Below are 13604 nucleotides of genomic sequence, written 5' to 3' on the forward strand. Positions count from 1 at the left end.
CCGGAGTACGGGCGGTGGCCGATCTTCGAGCACTGCCTGCCGTTCGACGTGTCCCGGCTGTGGGACGAGCTGTCCGGCGTCGAGCGCCCCGCCATCTGGACCGCCGAGCGCGACCGGGCCGTCTGGGACGAGCTCCAGCGGTGACGACGAACCGGAACGAGACCAGCCCGGTCGTCATCGTCGGCGCCGGCCCGGTCGGGCTGGTGACGGCCCTCCTGCTGGCCCGCTTCGCGATTCCCACGATCGTGCTGGAGGCCGCCGCGCGGCGGGACCCGAGCGGGTCCAAGGCGATCTGCTTCCAGCGCGACGTCCTGGACGTCCTGGACCGCGTCGGCTGCGCCGAGAAGATGATCGCGCGCGGCGTCACCTGGACGACCGGCCGCACCTACTACCGCGACACCGAGCTGTTCGCGGTCACCTTCCCGACCACGGGACTCAGCACCGTACCTCCCTGGATCAACATCTCGCAGGCCGAGCTGGAGCGCCATCTCCTCGACCTGGCCGACGCAGAACCGCTCATCGACATCCGTTACGGGCACCCCGTCATCGGCGTCCACCAGAGCGCGGACGGGGTCGAGGCCGACACGGCCACCGCAACCGCCAGGGTCGTCGTCCAGGGCAGCCACCTCGTCGGCGCCGACGGCTCCAAGAGCACGGTCAGGCAGCTCATGGGCATCGGCTTCCCCGGCCGCTCGTTCAGCGACCAGTTCCTCATCTGCGACATCCGAGCCGACCTGCCGTTCCCGAACGAGCGCCGGTTCTACTTCGACCCCGAATGGAACCCCGGCCGTCAGGTGCTGGTGCACCAGTGCCCCGACCGCACCTGGCGGATCGACTGGCAGGTGCCCGCCGACTACGACCTCGAGGCCGAGCGGGCATCGGGCGCGCTCGACGCCCGTATCCGGAAGATCACCGGCGACACACCGTACGAGATCGTCTGGCTGTCGGCCTACCGGTTCCACCAACGGCGCGCCGAGACCTTCTCCCGCGGTCGCGTGTTCCTTGCGGGCGACGCGGCGCACCTGTACGCGCCGTTCGGAGCACGCGGGCTGAACTCCGGCGTCCAGGACGCCGAGAACCTCGCCTGGAAGCTCGCCTTCGTCCGCCACGGCCACGGCTCCGAGCGCCTGCTCGCGAGCTACGACATCGAACGGCGCGCGGCCGCCGGCGAAAACCTGGCGGTCACCACCCGCACCATGGAGTTCCTCGTCCCGCACACCGACGAGGAGAAGGACCGCCGGCACGCCGCGCTGGAGGCCGCGCTCACCGACCCCCAAGCCCGCGCCCTCATCGACTCGGGAAAGCTCGCCGAACCGTACTGGTACCTGGACTCGCCACTGACCACCCCCGCCGGGCCGGTCGAGCGCTTCCCCCGCGCTGCCGGGGCCATCAGGCCACCGATCCCTGGGGTCCTGTGCCCCGACGGCCCCTGCGAGGTCGGCGAGCACAAGACCCGGCTACGCCGCCTGCTCGGCACCGATCTCGTCGCCCTGACGGGCGACGACGAACACCGCCAGGAGATCGCGGAACGACTGCAGGACCTACCTGTCCGGTCCTACGCCCTGGACGCCATCGACACCACCGGCGCCATCCGCGCCGCACTGGACGCCGGCCCCGACACCGTTCACCTCGTCCGACCCGACGGCCATCTCGCCGCCGTCCTCCACAATTTCGACTCCGAAGCCCTGGCTCGTGCCGTACGGCGGGCCCTCGGCCACAGTTGACATGCGAGGGCGGCCGGGTCGTCACAGACCCAGCCGCCCTCATCGGGGTCAGGACCGCTTGACGGTCAGCTTGAAGACGTTCGGGTACACGACCTGCTGCACGGTCAGGCAGCCGTGGGCGCCCGTGAGCGCCAGGTTCTGGGCCTCGTAGCGCTCGAGCGCGCTCTCGTTGATCTCACCGACCGCGACCCAGTTCCCCTGCGGGGTGGTGAGGGTGTCGGTGCAGAAGCCGTAGTAGTCGTTGCCCACCTTCCGCGTCGTGGTGCAGTCGGTGTGCACCGAGCCGACGGTCGCTCCGCCCTGGGTGTAGGAGAGCGAACCGGTCGAGATGAGCCTGCTGCCCGCGCCGCGGGGGTCGCAGGTCGGGTTGTCCGGGCCGGGCGTGCAGGCGGGGATGAACTGGGTGTCCCCGTCCGCGACGGACTCGTAGTAGACGTTGGTGGTCGCCGCCGCGGCGGGCGAGACCGCGACGCCGACGCCGGCGAGCGCCATCGCGAACGTGATGAGCACCTTGCGCACTTGTCCTCCTGAGGGAGAGGGGGGAAATGATCGCTGCGCAGCGGCCTCATCGTCGACCGGCCCGGCCGCCGGTCAAAGGCGCATGGTTCGCCCACCGATACCGCGAGGTCAGCGCCGCCAGGCACCGGTCCAGCAGGTACCGCCGTACCCGGGCCAGGACCGGTCCAGGACGACCAGACCCGAGGCCGCCGCCCAGCGGATGACCGGCCCGCTGGTGAGCTCCACGCGGTGCCCGCCCACGATCACGGCCCACGCCAGCGTCGCGCCGCCGTTGGGGTCGGGACGCGTCAGCACCCGCTCGCCGGCTCCCGGCGCCGGGAGCACCTGCACACCGAAGCAGTCCGACGGCGGCGTCGGGCGATCGAGCACCGTGTCGTGCACCGGCACGACGACCGGTGCCGGAGCCGGTGGCGAAGGGATGACCGCGCCGGGGTCCAGAGGGTGGTCGGGGTCCATCGGCGCCACCAGGAACACGTCGGCGTCAGGCCGCTCGTTGCTCGGGCCCGACGAGGGTGAATCGGGCGTGTCGACGTACAGGGTGATGAAGCGGCTGGAGACCCACGCCGTCTCCACTTCGTCGGCCGTGGGCTGCTCACCGGCGAGCGCTGGGGCTGTTCCACCGAGCAGCAACAGTCCGGTGACCGCTGCGGCCATGGCAATACCGCGTCGCATGGACGCCTCCCTACGGAGAGGGGATGGAAGCCCCAACGTCGATCGCCGCAACATCGGCGAGCAAGCCAATCGTTTCGCTCACCGATCTATCGCTTGGCCGTCCACAGCCGGCCCGAAGATGGCGCCTTGACCGCCTTCTCCGCAGGGCCGGTCTTGGCGCGTTCATGCCACGAGCCTCTGGCAGATCACGGACCGCAAGAGCTGCGCTCCCGCCACGTCCGGATGGGCCTTACCGCCGGACCCGGGACGTATGGGAGGGTGCCGCCCGGCGTCAGCGGTTCAGGGTGGACGCGGTGATGGGCGCGCGGCCGGTGCTGTGGAAGCAGATCACGGGCAGACCCGCGGTCTCGAATCCGGCGTTGCGGTTTCCGGTCAGGCGCGAGTGGTCGATCGTGAGCTCGCCGGTGTCGTCGTTGCTGACGAAGAAGACGGCGCCGCCGCCCTCGTTGGCGCGGTTGCCGTGGATGACCGTGCCGGCGATGCGGATGGCGAAGCGGTTGCCGTCGGCGTAGACGGCTCCGCCGCTGCCGCCGCCAGCCATGCCGCCGCGTGCCGAATTGGCGCCCCAGCCGATGGCCCGGTTGCCGGTGAAGAGGCTGGTGAGGATCGTCCAGGACGCGCCGATGCTGCTAAGCGCGCCGCCGTTGGAGCACGTCCCGTCCTCGAAGGTGCTCTGAGTGACGTAGACGGGGCAGACCCGGCGACCGCATCTGGATAGTCCGCTCGCGAGCGAACCGGACGCCCTTGTGTCGCAATAGAGGGGGTGATGGACGACGACGAGCTGATCGCGGCCGTGGCGGGCGGCGACGACGTGGCGTTGCGGGAGCTGTTCTCGCGGCACGCGCCGTGGCTGGCCGCGCGGCTCGGCCGGATGCTCGCCGCGGACGCGGTGGAGGACGTCCTGCAGGAGACGTTCCTCGGCGTGTGGAAGGGTGCGCGCGGCTACCGTCCGGCCCCGGCCAGGCCGGACGGGGCGGGCGCGGGCGCGTGGCTGTGGGGCATCGCGCGGCGGCAGGCGGCCCTGTGGACGCGCCGGAACCGACCGCCCGCGACCCTGCCGCCGGTTCCGCAGGCCGACCAGCACGAGCGAGCGCTCAGCCGGATCGAACTGGATGTCGCCGTGGCCGGGCTCGGCGCGGCCGACCGCGAGTTGTGGCAGCTGCTGTACGAGGAGGACCGGAGCGTGGCGGAGGTGGCGCGGGCCATGGGCATCCCGGAGGGCACGGTGAAGAGCCGGGCGCACCGGGCGAGGCGGCTGCTGCGCGCGGCGCTGGGAGGGCAGTGGTGAACGGGAGGCCGGATCTGGACCGGGTGTGGCTCGGTGTCGCCGCGCGGGTGTGGCACCGCCCGCCGGGGCGGGTGGAGCGGGCGCTCGCCGTCCTGCTGCGGTCGCCGGGCCTGGCGCGGGCGCTGGTGTCCACGCCGTCGCTGCTGCTGCCGTGGTTGCTGGCGTCGGTCGTGACGCTGGGCGCGGGGGCGTCGGCGTCGCTGGCGACCGGGACGGCGCTGGTCCCGCTGCTGGCACCGGTCGTCGCCGGCGCCGGGATCGCCTACGCCTACGGGCCGGGCGTCGACCCCGCCTACGAGCTGACCCGCACGATGCCGGTGGGGGACCGGATGGTGCTGCTCGTCCGGGTCCCAGCGGTGTTCGGGACGGACGCGCTGCTGGGCCTCGCCGCCTCCGCCGCGTCCGCGCACGCCGCCGCGTTCACGTTCGGGTGGCTGGTCCCGATGGCGGCGGTGTCGGCGCTCGCGCTGGCCGTGGCGACCGTGGCGCGGTCGGCGAACACCGGGGCCGCGGCCGGGCTCGCCGCCTGGTGCCTCACCGTCGTCGGCGCGCGCGCGGCGACGGGTAGCACGGATGCGGCGGTCGCCCGGCCCGCGCTGCTGGTCCCGTACGCGGTGCTGGCCACGGTCTGCGCGGCCGTCGTCCTGATCGCCACCGCAACCCCGAGCGCACCGAAACGAGGTTGGTCGTGAACGTTGAGGCCAGGGACCTGACCCGGTCCTTCCGGCGCAGGCGGGCCGTCGCCGGCGTCGACCTGGAGACCGGGCCGGGGGTGTACGGCCTGCTCGGTCCGAACGGCGCGGGCAAGACGACGCTGCTGCGCATGCTGGCGACGGTGATCCCGCCGTCGTCGGGGACGCTGCGGCTGCTCGGCCGCGACCCCGCCGGGCATGGCCCGCGCCGGGAGATCCGGCGGCGGCTCGGCTACCTGCCGCAGAACCTCGGCTACTACTCCGGCTTCACGGTCGTGGAGTTCGTCGAGTACATCGCGCTGCTGAAGGACATGCCGCCGCGGCTCGTGCCGCGCGCCGTCGCGTCCGCAGTGCAGGAGGTTGGGCTTGGCGACCGCGCCCGCTCCAGGCTGCGCAGCCTGTCCGGCGGGATGCTGCGGCGCGTCGGCATCGCGCAGGCGATCGTGAACGACCCCGACCTGCTGCTGCTGGACGAGCCGACCGCCGGGCTCGACCCGGAACAGCGCGTCCAGTTCCGCGCTCTGATGCGGCGGATGGGGGAGCGCGCCACCGTCGTCATCAGCACGCATCTCGTCGAGGACGTGGGCGCAGCGTGCGACCGCGTCGGGCTGATGTCCGGCGGGCGGCTGGTGTTCACCGGCACCCCCGCCGAGCTGAGCGCGCGCGGCGCGGGCACCGGCACCGGTGCGGGCGACGCGCCGCTAGAACGCGGCTACAGCGCCGTCCTCGCGGAGGCCCGGACATGATCCGGCTGCTGCGCCTGGAGCTGCGCCGCAACATCATGCCTCTGCTGCTGCCCGTCGTCGCCGTCCTGCTGTGGATCTCCCCGTACGGGCGGTCGCTGGCCGGAATCGCCGTCTGGACGCGCCGCGGCGCGGTGCTCCAGGACGCATTGCAGGGGTTCGGTCCGGTGGCGGCGGGCGCTGCGGCGTGGACCGGGTCCCGGGAGCACCGCGCCCGTATGCGGGACCTGATGGCGAGCACCGCGCGCGGCTCCTGGGCGCGGACGCTGCCCGCGTGGGCCGCGACGGCGCTGTGGGGGCTGGGGTTCCTGGCAGTCGCGGTCGGTGTGCTGTACGGGCTGACGGCCGCGTCGGCGTCCTTGGGGCACCCGCTCTGGTGGCCGGTCGCGGTGGCGGCCGCGGCGCTGCTGGCCTTCTTCTCGGGCGGGTACGCGATCGGGGCGCTGCTGCCTGGACGGTTCGTCGCTCCGCTGACCGCCATCGGCGCTTTCATGCTGCTGGTCGTCGCGGCCACCCTCGCGCAGGCCCGCCATCCCGCCGCGCTGGCTGGGCCGGTCGGCGCGGTCAGCGACCCGTACCGCCCGCTGTTCTTCCGGACGGGGCACGCCGTGCCCGAAGTGCAGGTGATCTTCGCGGCGGGGCTGGCCGTGCTGGCCCTCGGCGCGCTCGCGCTGCCGACCGGAGCGGGCGGCAGCGCGGTGCGGTCGGCCGGGGCCGTGCTGGCCGCCACCGGTGCCGGGATGGCAGCGACAGCGCTGTGGCTCGCCGGGACGGGACACATCGCGCGGGACTCCGGCGCCGTCGACATACCGCTGTTGCGCTCCCCCGGCGAAGGCCGGCCCGTCGCCTACACCCCGGTGTGCGAGGGCGGTGCGATCCAGGTGTGCGTACATCCCGCCTTCACCACGGTCCTGGACGAGTCGGCGGCAGCGCTGCGCCCGGTCACCGGCCAGCTCGCCGGCGTCCCCGGAGTCCCAGGCCGTGTCGAGGAGCGGATGCTCCCTGGTGGACCGCGGGTCACCGGCGGCGCCCTCTACGTCCCTGCTCCGTTCGGCGCCTTCGACTCGGGACACCCCCTCACCTCCGCCGTCGCCCGCAAGATGCGGGCCGACGCCGCGTGCGGCCTGCTCTACGGATCGTGGAACGTGACCGGGCAGGCCCGATGGGCCGTTGCGCTCGGCGTCGTGGCCGCGGCCGGAGATCCAGACACCCCCGTGCTACCCGGCGCCGCTAGGCCGGACGCCTCCGTGACCGCCGCCGCGCGCCGCTTCGCCGCGCTCGCCCCCGCGGCGCGGCGCCAGTGGCTCGCTGCCCACCTGACCGCGCTGCGCGCGGGCCGCCTCGCCCTCACGGACCTGCCATGACCCTGATTCCCTCACTCCGGCTCGTGCGGCTGCACCTGGCCTCCCGCCGTGCCGTCCCCGCCCTATCCGCGATCTGTTGCGTCGGCTGCGTGCCGCTGCTGCCGATCCCTCGCCCGTCCGGGCCCCTCGGGGTCGTGCTCCCGCTCGCCGTCGCAGCCGGCGCCGCTGCCGTGGTCGGCACGTCCACTGCCAGCCCCATCGGCGAGGCCGAACGGGTGACCGGTCGGCACCTGCCCGCGCTCCGTACCGGGACGGCAGTGCTGCTGCTCGCCGCGGCGACCGCCATCCTTGCCGCCGCAGCGGCGCACCGCGCGCCGGCCGGCGGCTCGCTCACGCTGCTGCGGGCTCTCGCCGGGCTGGCGGGCATCACCCTGCTCACCGCCGCCTTCCTAAGCCCGCACCGCTGCTGGGCGCCGCCGCTCGCCTACACGATCCTGTGCGGGCGCGCCCTCGAACGGTCATGGACGTCGCTGTGGTTCTGGCCGATCCGCGCCCCCACGACACGCCCGCCGCGGGCATCGCCGCCGTGCTTCTCCTATGCGGGCTGGCGGCCACCGCGCTCCGCCCTGCACCTGTCAGACCCCACCCGTAACACCGCGCGTGAGAGGTGTTCGTCTATGCCAACAACACCCGCATCGATGCGTTGCCGCCCTGACCCCCGGTTCACGGTGACCGCGCGCCTCCCAGCCGGGAAGGCCACCGAAACCGTTAGCAAGGCCACACAGCGTTCGATCCCGCAAAAATGATCAACGGGACGAAGAGACAACTGGTGGTGGGATCCCGGGCATGCCTGGAGGTGATGGTGCTGGTCGCCCCGTTCCGTGGCTCCGAACGGTGTCGGGGTCGGCTCTGGCGATAGCTGGCCGTGGCTGGGCACTCGACCTGGGCACTCGGCCTGGGTCCGGCCGCCTATGTGGTGGGTGCCGGCGCATGTGCCGGTTGAGGGGAGGGTTAGTCGGTTTTGGTGGGGCGGATGTTGGCGGTCCAGCGTTGCTCGATTTTGCCGAACCGCCATACCGCCAGTGCGGTCGCCCAGGTCAGCACGAACAGGCCGACGATGCCGTAGCCGACGTAGTTCAGGTCGATGGCGGCGATCGCGGCGAGCGGCCCGTGGGTGATGCCGGTCTTGTCGGCCAGCAGCCCGATCAGTTCGATGACGCCGATGATCGCCGCGACGGCCACCGACAGCGCGGTGATGGTGATGTTGTAGTACACCTTGCGGACCGGTTGGGAGAACGCCCACCCGTAGGCGAAGTTCATGAACGACCCGTCGATGGTGTCCAGCAGGCTCATCCCGGCGGCGAACAGCACCGGCAGCGTCAAGATCGCGTACCAGGGCAGGGAGAACGCGGCCGCGCCGCCGGCCAGCACCAGCAGCGACACCTCGGTGGCGGTGTCGAACCCGAGCCCGAACAGCACCCCGATCGGGTACATGTGCCAGGGCTTGTTCACGGTCTTGGTCGCCCCGGACAGGAACCGGTTCATGAACCCGCGCTTGTTGAGGTGCTCTTCCAGTTCGGCCTCGTCGAAGTCGCCGTGCCGCATCCGGCGGAACACCTTCAAGATGCCGAGCAGTACCGCGGTGTTGATGACCGCGATGACCATCAGGAACACCCCTGACACCGAGGTGCCGATGATGCCGGTGACGTTGTGCAGGGAGGAGGAGTCGTTTTGGACCTGTCCGGCCAGCGACCGCACCCCGAGACCCAGCAGTACGCACAGTGAGAACACGATGGTGGAGTGCCCGAGGGAGAACCAGAACCCCACCGACAGCGGCCGCTGCCCGTCGGCCATCAGCTTGCGGGTGGTGTTGTCGATCGCGGCGATGTGGTCGGCGTCGAAGGCGTGCCGCATCCCCAGCGTGTAGGCGGTCACGCCCAGCCCGACCGTGAACCCCCCGCTTTCGCCCAGGTCGTAATGGTGCGGGGCGACCAGCGCGACCAGGCTGAACCAGCCGGCGGCGTGCAACGCCGCGATGAACAGCGCCATGGCGCCGATCCGCGCCGTCTCGGCCCGGGTCACCGCGAACCGGCGGCGTGCGGCCGCGGCCGGCGCCTGCGGGTTGGTGCTCATCCGGATTCCTCTCGGTGCCCTCTGGCGACCGTGCGACTCGGCGGGCGGCACGCCGCCCGGCGTGCTGCGCGGGGCTGTCGTTGATCTGCCGGTCAGGCGGGTCGGGGATCTGTGCGGGTGAAGATCGCGAGCGGGAGTTGGGGGTAGAGGCCGCGGGGCAGGGCGGCGTGTTGGCGCCAGCCCAGGCGCTGGTAGAGGCGGGCGGCCGGGGCGTTTGGGTGGGTGATGAGCCAGGCGGCGGGCCATCCGGCGACGGCCACGGTGAGCAGGTGCCGGCCGAGGCCTTGGCGTTGGGCGTCGGGGTGGACGAACAGTTCGGCGACCTCGAACGCGCCGCGGGTGAGGGCGGCGGCGCCGTCGGGCCCCAGGGCGGTGAGCACAGCGTCGTAGACGGGGTTGCCGGCCGCCTCGGATGCGGTCAGGTCGGGTGGGCTGGGCCAGCCGTAGCAGATTCCGGTCAGGCGCCCGGCCGGGTCGCAGGCGACGTGCGCGGTGAAGGCGGGCCGCTCCAGCGCCGCCTGGAGCTTGGCGGGATAGGCCGCCAGCTGCTGAGGGGTCTCGTTCCAGGGCGGCGCGGTGTAGCACGACCGGTACAGCTCGATGATCTGCGCGGTGAGCGGCCGGGCGCGGGTGCCGTCCAGACGTCGGAGCGAGTGCCGACCCTGGTATTGGGGGTGGGGCATGGGCGCCTCCCGGGCCGGGGCAGATGCCGGGCGGATGCGGGGGCGGCGCCGGCCGGAGGGAAGGGCTTGGTCCTGAGCATGATCCGAGTGCGTCCGTCCGGCCGGCGCCGCGGCTTGGCGGGCGGGGTCAGCTCTGGGCGGCGGTGAAGCGGCGGGCGACGTCGTTCCAGTTGACCAGCGACCACAGCTTGGCCACGTAGTCGGGACGGACGTTGCGGTACTGCAGGTAGTAGGCGTGTTCCCAGGCGTCGAACACCAGCAGCGGGACCGAGCCGATACCGACGTTGCCGTGGTGGTCGTAGACCTGCTGCACGATCAGCTTGCGGCCGGTCGGCTCGAAGGCCAGCACGCCCCAGCCCGAGCCCTGCACGGTCTGGGTCGCGGTGGTGAGCTGCTTGGCGAACGCCTCGAACGAGCCGAAGTGCTCATCGATCGCCGCGGCGAGCTCGCCGTCGGGGCGGTCACCGCCCTCGGGGGACAGGTTGTCCCAGAAGATCGAGTGCAGCACGTGCCCCGACAGGTTGAACGCCAGCGTCTTCTCCAGCCCGACCAGCCCGCCGAACTGCTCTTTGGTGCGGGCTTCTTCGAGCTGCTCCAGGGTGTCGTTGGCGCCCTTGACGTAGGCGGCGTGGTGCTTGGAGTGGTGCAGCTCCAGGATCTCCCCGGTGATCGCCGGCTCCAGCGCGGCGTAGTCATACGGCAGGTCCGGCAGCGAGTAGGTACCCATGGCCGCCACTATTGCAAGCAACTTGCAACAACATCAAGTTGGCGACAAGTGCGCCGGTGGGGTCGCGTGGCGTTGCCTGGCCGCTGTTCCGTCAGGGGACCCCTAACGGAACACCCACCCAGGATCACGGTCTAACACCAGGACTCATGATCGGTCCAGCGAGCCGGAGTGCTCACCTGCCAGCGGCTACCAGGCACCAAGCCTGCTCCAACAATCCCAGCAGGTTCAGCGGTTCATTTGCGAGTCGAGGTCAAGCAGGCCGCCGCCGACGGATGCGGCAGTCCAGCGCAAGAGCGGCGATGTGATGCTGGCCAGCGGGGGGAACCGAGCCTGCCAGCGGAGGCTCGCAGGCAGGAAGACTGCACCCCCTACGCGTTGACGGAGGCGACGATGAGCCGTGCTGGGGCGCCGCCGCCATCGACTACGGGGCGTCCGCCCGAATCCGTGGCTTTTGCGCTGGCACTCGCCCACACTATGGGGAGTGGTTCGGCCGACGGACTTGGACGGTGCGATGAACATCCCGTGGATGCTGGCTCGCGGCGCCGTCAACTATCTCCTCTACAAGCGGGAGGATCGCATCCTCACCGAGCAGGACGGCCCGCTTCGGGAGATCGACATCCACACATCTATGGCATATGCCAATGTGGACATAGCCAGGCGCGGGCTGACCTTACCCAACGCCTATACGCATAGGATCTTCGTCGCCATCCAGCGGATCGCTCCGGAGACCGGACCAACGATCGGATGGCTGGACTCCTTTGAGCAAGGCGGCATCAGCGCGGTGATCCACAAGGAGGAGCGCAATCGCCGGATGGTCAACTACCTGGTGTGCGCGTTCGATCAAGACTTCAAACGGATCTGGGGCGGCCCACACCACACCATGCGGGTAGTGCTGCCCAAGAAGAAGGGGCTCTGGCGTGGCAGCATCGGCGAATTCGAGCTTATAAAGAAGACGCCGGCCGAACCTCTCAAACCCGGAGAGCAGATCGCCCGCGTGCCCGCAATCCTTATGGGAGACGGCCCGGGCGCCCGCTCCATGATCTCGCTTTGGCCGAAGAAGCGCCACTGGCACCCGGTCTATCGAGACGGGCGGAAGCCGCTGCCGCACGACGCCGTCATCGCCAAGAGCTTCAAGTGGCCGAAGTAGAAGTCTGCGCTTGCCCCGACAGGCGCCCCAAACAGCGGGACGAGGCTCGGACCATTCCGGCGGCGGGTACCTGGTAGGCGACGTTGAAGCTGCTCGCCTGGGCCTCAGTCACGATCGAGACCGAGATATCCTGCGAAGGGCCGAATGGTACGGCTCGAGCCGGGGCCGGCCCGGCCGGGTGTGAGGCGCCCTGGTTTCGGTGTTCCCTGCAGCTGGCTCACGCCACGATCTTGCTGAGGCCTCCGGTCCAGCGGACGGTGATCCACCGGACCGGAATCAACAGCCGTGTCCGCCTGACGTCTCAGGGGTGGAAGCCCGCATCGACGCAAGACGTCGGCCAGCCCAGCGAGGTGGCGTTCGACGAGACCGCTCCATCCGCCGCCGCTACGCCGAAGGCGAGGTGTCGCTGGCGGACCTGGCGGGCGAGTACAGCGTCGGCCGCTCCACCATCCACCGCATCATCCACGGGCCGCCAACCCCGCCGCCCTGACACCGGGCGGAGCTGACGCGGGGCCGAGATGACGATCGGCGCCGCGGCGGCCCCGGCCGAAGAGTCCCCTCGAAGCGAAGGACAGTGCCGTGTTCGATCAGCAGGAAGAAGGACCGGAGTTCGGGTACGCGGTGGACGCGCGGCCGCTGTGGTCGGCGCGGGACTGGCAGGCCGAGGAGGTCCGCGTCGTGCTGCGCGCCGCGGGCTGCGCCGAATTCCCCGCCCGCGCCGGGTTCTCGGTGGAAAGCCACGACCCGCTCACCGTCGGGGTCTGCGACGACTTCACCGACCCCGCCCGGCGACCGGCCGCGCGCGACCGCGCCGCCCAGGTGCTCACCGAGGCCGGCTACCGCATCGAGCCGCACCCCTACGACCAGGACGAGGAGCTGCTGGCGGTCCGGCCCCCGGCCGGGCAGACCCCGGCCCGGCCGGCCCGTGGTGAGCGCGGGCGGCGCTGCACCGAGTGCGGGGAGACCCTGACCCGGGTCGAGGCCGCCGCCTCGCACACCCACCGCTGGCACGGGCGGTGCGCCGACTGCCAGGCCGAGCACCTGGCCCAGACCGCCGAGGCCGCCGACCAGGACTGAACGGGGAGCCGTAACCGAGCTGGGGAGGAGGCGAGATGGCTGCGGCTGCGCAGGCGTCCCGGGCGGTCTCGACGGTGAGCGTGTTGTTCAGCGCGGCCGGACCGTGGGTGCTGGCCGAGGTGCGCGGCGAGCTGGACGTGGCGACCGCCCCGGCCATGCTGCACCAGATCGGCAAGGTGTGCGCAGTGCGCGGGTTCCGGCGGATCGCGCTGGAGCTGTCGCAGGTCACCTTCTGCGACTCCTCGGGCATCAACGCGATCGTCCGGCTGCACAAGTACGCCGGCACCGCCGGCGGCGAACTGGTCCTGCTGCGCCCGCGCCCCCACGTGGACGCACTGCTCACCAGGACCGGCATCGCCGGGCACCTGCGCGTCATGAACACCCTCAGCGACATGCCCCAGGCCGGGCCCGCCGCCCCGAGCCCACCTGAAGACCCGGGAGTCCAGGCCGCTAGGGCAGACCCCCGTCGCGGCGCGGCGGAACGATGACCAGCTCCACTAGCACGCCGACCGGGACGGGCAGATCGTCCAGCGGCTGGTCCAGGTCGACGGCATAGCGGGTACGGCGGCCGGTGCGGGCCCGGGTGAGGTAGCCGGCGCTCTCCAGGTCGGTCGTGATGCGCTGCACCGCCCGCTCGGTGACGCCGACCTGCTCGGCGATATCGCGCACGCGGCTATCGGGGTCGCGGGCCGCGGCGACCAGGACCCGGGCATGGTTGGTCAGGAACGTCCAGGGCTTGGCGCCTGGCTGCTCCACGAGCGGGCCTCCCTCACCGGCCGACGGTCACCGGATATTCGTTACTTGGCCTCGTCCTTGGCCTTGTCCTTCGAGCCGTTCTTGCGGCCGTTCCCCGTCCCCGAAGTCGAGGGGTTGGACGAGCGGGAGGAGTCGCTGC

16 protein-coding genes and 1 pseudogene are annotated in these 13604 nt (G+C 71.8%); 10 read left to right on the plus strand and 7 right to left on the minus strand.

Features of this window, described 5'->3' with window-relative positions; all coding sequences use genetic code 11:
• Both ABT299_RS50565 and ABT299_RS50570 read left to right on the plus strand, forming a co-directional pair.
• Positions 1-144: pseudogene (locus ABT299_RS50565) on the plus strand (MBL fold metallo-hydrolase); the annotation flags it as partial.
• Positions 141-1724, plus strand: coding sequence for an FAD-dependent monooxygenase (locus ABT299_RS50570; protein ID WP_500255223.1), 1584 nt, complete (start codon positions 141-143; stop codon positions 1722-1724). The pseudogene ABT299_RS50565 and the gene ABT299_RS50570, both read left to right, overlap by 4 nt.
• Positions 1725-1772: 48 nt before the next feature.
• On the opposite strand, the gene ABT299_RS50575 is transcribed toward ABT299_RS50570, so the two are convergent.
• The 3 genes from ABT299_RS50575 to ABT299_RS50585 all read right to left on the minus strand — a co-directional run bounded on the left by ABT299_RS50575 (position 1773) and on the right by ABT299_RS50585 (position 3756).
• Complete coding sequence (locus ABT299_RS50575) at positions 1773-2243, minus strand: hypothetical protein (RefSeq protein ID WP_500255224.1); 471 nt, start codon at positions 2241-2243, stop codon at positions 1773-1775.
• 108 nt (positions 2244-2351) lie between these two features.
• Entirely contained in the window at positions 2352-2915 is a 564-nt protein-coding gene (locus tag ABT299_RS50580; RefSeq protein WP_500255225.1) for a hypothetical protein, read from the minus strand.
• Between the two features lie 271 nt (positions 2916-3186).
• Entirely contained in the window at positions 3187-3756 is a 570-nt protein-coding gene (locus ABT299_RS50585; protein ID WP_500255226.1) for a hypothetical protein, read from the minus strand.
• Here ABT299_RS50585 and ABT299_RS50590 point away from each other — a divergent pair.
• Genes ABT299_RS50590 through ABT299_RS50610 form a run of 5 tightly spaced genes read left to right on the plus strand, consistent with a single transcriptional unit; the run spans position 3682 to position 7748 of the window.
• The gene (locus ABT299_RS50590) at positions 3682-4203 is read left to right on the plus strand and encodes an RNA polymerase sigma factor (RefSeq protein WP_500255227.1); all 522 of its coding nucleotides are present in this window, start codon (positions 3682-3684) and stop codon (positions 4201-4203) included. The genes ABT299_RS50585 and ABT299_RS50590 overlap by 75 nt on opposite strands.
• Entirely contained in the window at positions 4200-4895 is a 696-nt protein-coding gene (locus ABT299_RS50595; protein ID WP_500255228.1) for a hypothetical protein, read from the plus strand. Before ABT299_RS50590 ends, ABT299_RS50595 begins: the two co-directional genes overlap by 4 nt.
• Positions 4892-5641 carry an ABC transporter ATP-binding protein gene (locus ABT299_RS50600; RefSeq protein ID WP_500255229.1) on the plus strand — a complete coding sequence of 250 codons (750 nt, stop codon included), beginning with the start codon at positions 4892-4894 and terminating at the stop codon, positions 5639-5641. The genes ABT299_RS50595 and ABT299_RS50600 overlap by 4 nt, the downstream gene beginning before the upstream one ends.
• The gene (locus tag ABT299_RS50605) at positions 5638-7002 is read left to right on the plus strand and encodes a hypothetical protein (RefSeq protein ID WP_500255230.1); all 1365 of its coding nucleotides are present in this window, start codon (positions 5638-5640) and stop codon (positions 7000-7002) included. Before ABT299_RS50600 ends, ABT299_RS50605 begins: the two co-directional genes overlap by 4 nt.
• Positions 6999-7748 (plus strand): hypothetical protein, encoded by a 750-nt coding sequence (locus ABT299_RS50610; RefSeq protein WP_500255231.1) that lies wholly within the window; start codon positions 6999-7001, stop codon positions 7746-7748. Before ABT299_RS50605 ends, ABT299_RS50610 begins: the two co-directional genes overlap by 4 nt.
• Positions 7749-7953: 205 nt before the next feature.
• Here ABT299_RS50610 and nicT read toward each other — a convergent pair whose 3' ends face one another.
• The 3 genes from nicT to ABT299_RS50625 all read right to left on the minus strand — a co-directional run bounded on the left by nicT (position 7954) and on the right by ABT299_RS50625 (position 10485).
• Positions 7954-9075 carry a Nickel transporter NicT gene (nicT, locus tag ABT299_RS50615; protein ID WP_500255232.1) on the minus strand — a complete coding sequence of 374 codons (1122 nt, stop codon included), beginning with the start codon at positions 9073-9075 and terminating at the stop codon, positions 7954-7956.
• A gap of 92 nt (positions 9076-9167) precedes the next feature.
• Positions 9168-9758 carry a GNAT family N-acetyltransferase gene (locus tag ABT299_RS50620; protein WP_500255233.1) on the minus strand — a complete coding sequence of 197 codons (591 nt, stop codon included), beginning with the start codon at positions 9756-9758 and terminating at the stop codon, positions 9168-9170.
• Positions 9759-9885: 127 nt separating this feature from the next.
• Entirely contained in the window at positions 9886-10485 is a 600-nt protein-coding gene (locus ABT299_RS50625) for a superoxide dismutase (RefSeq protein WP_500255234.1), read from the minus strand.
• A 511-nt stretch (positions 10486-10996) separates the two neighbouring features.
• On the opposite strand from ABT299_RS50625, the gene ABT299_RS50630 reads away from it, so the two are divergent.
• From ABT299_RS50630 to ABT299_RS50640, 3 genes are all read left to right on the plus strand, one after another.
• On the plus strand, positions 10997-11632 hold the full coding sequence (locus ABT299_RS50630) for a hypothetical protein (protein WP_500255235.1): 636 nt from the start codon (positions 10997-10999) through the stop codon (positions 11630-11632).
• A 579-nt stretch (positions 11633-12211) separates the two neighbouring features.
• The gene (locus ABT299_RS50635) at positions 12212-12709 is read left to right on the plus strand and encodes a hypothetical protein (RefSeq protein ID WP_500255236.1); all 498 of its coding nucleotides are present in this window, start codon (positions 12212-12214) and stop codon (positions 12707-12709) included.
• Between the two features lie 35 nt (positions 12710-12744).
• Positions 12745-13197 carry an STAS domain-containing protein gene (locus ABT299_RS50640; protein ID WP_500255237.1) on the plus strand — a complete coding sequence of 151 codons (453 nt, stop codon included), beginning with the start codon at positions 12745-12747 and terminating at the stop codon, positions 13195-13197.
• Here the strand turns inward: ABT299_RS50640 and ABT299_RS50645 are convergent.
• Positions 13160-13465 (minus strand): winged helix-turn-helix domain-containing protein, encoded by a 306-nt coding sequence (locus tag ABT299_RS50645; RefSeq protein WP_500255238.1) that lies wholly within the window; start codon positions 13463-13465, stop codon positions 13160-13162. The two genes, ABT299_RS50640 and ABT299_RS50645, sit on opposite strands and share 38 nt — an antisense overlap.
• Positions 13466-13604 lie beyond the last annotated feature (139 nt).

Origin of the sequence: Spirillospora sp. NPDC000708, assembly GCF_040299565.1 — a bacterium.
Lineage (GTDB): Bacteria > Actinomycetota > Actinomycetes > Streptosporangiales > Streptosporangiaceae > Spirillospora.

What these genes read in the sequence shown, in the direction of transcription:
- ABT299_RS50590 (WP_500255227.1), top strand. Translation starts at nt 3,682, where the DNA reads ATGGACGACGACGAGCTGATCGCGGCCGTGGCGGGCGGCGACGACGTG.
- nicT (WP_500255232.1), bottom strand. Translation starts at nt 9,075, where the DNA reads ATGAGCACCAACCCGCAGGCGCCGGCCGCGGCCGCACGCCGCCGGTTC.
- ABT299_RS50605 (WP_500255230.1), top strand. Translation starts at nt 5,638, where the DNA reads ATGATCCGGCTGCTGCGCCTGGAGCTGCGCCGCAACATCATGCCTCTG.
- ABT299_RS50580 (WP_500255225.1), bottom strand. Translation starts at nt 2,915, where the DNA reads ATGCGACGCGGTATTGCCATGGCCGCAGCGGTCACCGGACTGTTGCTG.
- ABT299_RS50630 (WP_500255235.1), top strand. Translation starts at nt 10,997, where the DNA reads ATGAACATCCCGTGGATGCTGGCTCGCGGCGCCGTCAACTATCTCCTC.
- ABT299_RS50610 (WP_500255231.1), top strand. Translation starts at nt 6,999, where the DNA reads ATGACCCTGATTCCCTCACTCCGGCTCGTGCGGCTGCACCTGGCCTCC.
- ABT299_RS50640 (WP_500255237.1), top strand. Translation starts at nt 12,745, where the DNA reads ATGGCTGCGGCTGCGCAGGCGTCCCGGGCGGTCTCGACGGTGAGCGTG.
- ABT299_RS50625 (WP_500255234.1), bottom strand. Translation starts at nt 10,485, where the DNA reads ATGGGTACCTACTCGCTGCCGGACCTGCCGTATGACTACGCCGCGCTG.
- ABT299_RS50620 (WP_500255233.1), bottom strand. Translation starts at nt 9,758, where the DNA reads ATGCCCCACCCCCAATACCAGGGTCGGCACTCGCTCCGACGTCTGGAC.